Genomic DNA, 2,251 nt, shown 5'->3' with positions numbered 1-2,251 from the left:
CGCCGCACCGGCCGCGCTGCGGGGCGGCCGTCAGCGGACTCCGCGGGCCCGGGCGGCGCGCAGCGCCTTGCGGGCGGCCCGGGTGGCGAACGGCGGCAGCACGTCGATGGCGAGCCGGCGGGCGGTGGAGCGCTGCGGGCCGGCCTGGCGGGTCTGCGGGGCGCCGTTCGGCTGGGGGCCGTCGAAGGCGAGCCGGTAGCAGGTGTGGCCGGCGATCTGCTCGTCGTCCATCCGGAAGCCCTCGCCGCGCCAGTCGCGGGCGAGCAGTTCCTTCTGGACGGCCTCGGCGTCGCCCCAGGTGCCGTAGAACTTCTCCGGGGTGAGGCAGACCGGCTTGAGGCCGAGGTCGAAGACGGCCTCCCAGACCGCGGCGGCGACGCCGGGGGTGTGCGGGGCCCGGTAGTCGTCGAAGGCGACCACGCCGTCCTTGGCCAGGACGTCCCGGGCGACCAGGACGTCGCCGGCCACGTGCTCGTACAGGTGCGAGGCGTCCACGTGGACGAAGCGGCAGGAGCCGGCCGGGACTCGGCCGTCGGCCAGGACGGAGGTGGGCGCCTGGACGATCACCGGCAGCTCCTCGTGGAAGGCGAGGTAGTTGGCCTCGAAGGCCTGCCGGGTGAGGGTCTTGCGGTAGGACATGTCCATCTCGGCCGAGTTGTCGGCGTCGGGGGCGTCGGAGTCGAAGAGGTCGCAGACCGTGAAGGTCTCGCCGGGCTGCAGGTACCGGCCCAGGACGACGGCGCTGCGTCCGAGGTAGGCGCCGAGCTCCAGCAGGTCGCCGCCGGTGCCGGCGGCGGTCTGGCGGCTGAGCAGCCAGCCGAAGATCTCCTGGTCCGCCTTCCAGAACCAACCGGGCACGTCGTCCAGTGTCCGTGGGACGGGGGTGGCGGTGGCGGTGTCTGCGCTGGTCACGGGGGGCTCCATGGGTGCGGCGGACGGGTGGGGCAGTGCGGGCTCCCGCCCGGCGGGGGGGTGTGCCGTGCGACAGCCGGATGAGGACGGATGAGATCCGGATGAGACGTAGGTGGTGATCCTAGTCACGTCCGAGTGTGCCCGACAGGGGCGTGGTCTCACTTCTCGGCAGACGCTTCGATCAGCCTGCGGCCCTGTTCGTGTGCGCGCATCCGGGCGGCGTCCGGGTCGGCGAGGGCCGTCCAGGCCGCGCAGTACAGCAGCAGTCGGGCGACGAAGTCGATCCAGAGCAGCAGGGCGATCGGGACCCCGAAGGCACCGTAGAGGCTGCGGCCCGCGACCGACCCGAGGTACGAGGAGAGGGCGACCTTGAGCACCTCGAAGCCGACCGCGCCGATCAGGGCACCGCCGAACAGGGCACGGCGGGACTGGTCGGTGATCCGCGGGAAGGGCCCCAGCAGGTAGGCGAAGAGCAGCAGGTCGGCGCCGACGGCGATCACGAAGCCGACCACGGTCAGCACCGCGCGGCCGGCGCCGCCGGACAGCCCGACCGCGTCGGCGAGCCGCCGGGCGAGGGTGGTGGCGCCGGCGGAGGCGCCGAGCGACAACAGGCAGACCACGCCGAGGCCGAGCAGGACGACGCAGTCCCAGGCCTTGCGGACGAGCACCTTGCCCGGGTCCTGGGGCAGCCGCCAGATCGCCCGGACCGAGCCGCGCATGGTCTCCACCCAGCCGAGCCCGGAGAGCAGCAGGACCACGCCGCTGATCACGCCGACCGTGGCTGCGTTGTCCACCAGGGAGTTCAGGTCGATCGCGTCGGAGAGTCCGGAGGCCTGGTCGGCGATGTCCTGCTGGAGCTCGTCCACCCGGTGCTGGGAGAGGGTCGCGGCGGCGATCGCCAGGGCGACGGTGAGCAGCGGGAAGAGCGCCAGGAAGCCGAAGAAGGTGACCGCGCCGGCCAGCCGGTTGCCCTGGGTGTCGGTGAACAGCTGGTAGGCCTGCCAGGCGCGGCTGCGCAGCAGCCGGGCCGCCAGCGGACCGACGACCGGCAGACGGGTGAGGAAATCCACGGGCCCACCCCATCGGGATCACCTGAACGAGCGACGACCGGTCCTGTATACCGTGCGCGGTGATCAAGCGCGGGCGAGTACGTCGGCGCGCCGGGAGGCTGCCCCTGGGTGGCGTAGAGCCGGGCCGGGGGCGGCCGGGCGGTCAGGACCCGGTGGGCGTACCGACGTCGGTGCCGTCCGTGCGGGCGGCGGCGTTCTGCCCGGTCTGCGGCGCCGCGGGGCGGGCCTGAGCCGGGGCGGCGCCGCGGGTGCCGGGGACGCGCCTGGCC

The 2,251-nt window shown here is 74.1% G+C and carries 2 protein-coding genes; both read right to left on the bottom strand.

Annotation, left to right across the window (positions count from 1 at the left end; all coding sequences use genetic code 11):
* Positions 1–30: 30 nt before the first annotated feature.
* Positions 31–924 (bottom strand): class I SAM-dependent methyltransferase, encoded by an 894-nt coding sequence (locus KSNIM_RS22855; RefSeq protein ID WP_263105030.1) that lies wholly within the window; start codon positions 922–924, stop codon positions 31–33.
* Between the two features lie 146 nt (positions 925–1,070).
* Complete coding sequence (locus KSNIM_RS22850; RefSeq protein ID WP_263105029.1) at positions 1,071–1,982, bottom strand: YihY/virulence factor BrkB family protein; 912 nt, start codon at positions 1,980–1,982, stop codon at positions 1,071–1,073.
* Positions 1,983–2,251 lie beyond the last annotated feature (269 nt).

Source organism: Kitasatospora sp. DSM 101779, assembly GCF_025655475.1.
Taxonomy (GTDB): Bacteria; Actinomycetota; Actinomycetes; order Streptomycetales; family Streptomycetaceae; genus Kitasatospora.
The sequence above is the reverse complement of the archived record's forward strand: the minus strand, read 5'-3'. Positions and strand labels throughout refer to the sequence as shown.

Excerpts from the sequence above, each read along its gene's own strand:
- KSNIM_RS22855 (WP_263105030.1), bottom strand. The coding sequence starts at position 924 with ATGGAGCCCCCCGTGACCAGCGCAGACACCGCCACCGCCACCCCCGTC.